1 pseudogene is annotated in these 538 nt (G+C 47.8%); it reads left to right on the forward strand.

Annotated elements, in window-relative coordinates:
- Positions 1-399 (forward strand): annotated as a pseudogene (locus R7Z49_RS27155) (SDR family NAD(P)-dependent oxidoreductase); the annotation flags it as partial.
- Between the last annotated feature and the right edge of the window lie 139 nt (positions 400-538).

Here is a 538-nt window from a genome sequence, read left to right on the forward strand (position 1 = left end):
CTCAATATTGGTTCAACATTCGGCTCAAGTGGCTACCCAAGTTATACCTCCTATTGAGGGGCAAAAGCGGGGTTGCACCGTTTTACCGAATCGCTCGACAGAGAGCTGTTCGCAACCGGAATCCGTGCGCTGTATTTGGCACCAAGAGCGACAGAAACCTCACTCAATAGCGATGCCGTCAATGAAATGAATCGACAGCTGGGTAACAAAACGGACTCGCCGCAAGTTGTAGCCGCTCACGTTGTCACCATGTTGGAAAAAGAAATTTCCGCGAAGTGGATTGGTTGGCCAGAAAAGCTTTTTGCACGTATCAATCAACTGCTTCCAAGCGTGGTTTCTTCTGCGATTCGTAAGCAACAAGAAACCATTCACCAATACGTAAACCGAGTCAGTCATTGAAGAGGACATGGACGATGAATACCAAACAACTACTTTGCGCTTTGACGGTTTGTTCAACGTTAGCTTCGACCGCTGCGTTGGCAGGTAATGCTCCACTGCAACAAGTTCAAAAGAAATGGGCGGAATGTCAGTACAGCAC

This window comes from Vibrio sp. 1562 (genome assembly GCF_033340155.1).
GTDB lineage: Bacteria > Pseudomonadota > Gammaproteobacteria > Enterobacterales > Vibrionaceae > Vibrio > Vibrio alginolyticus.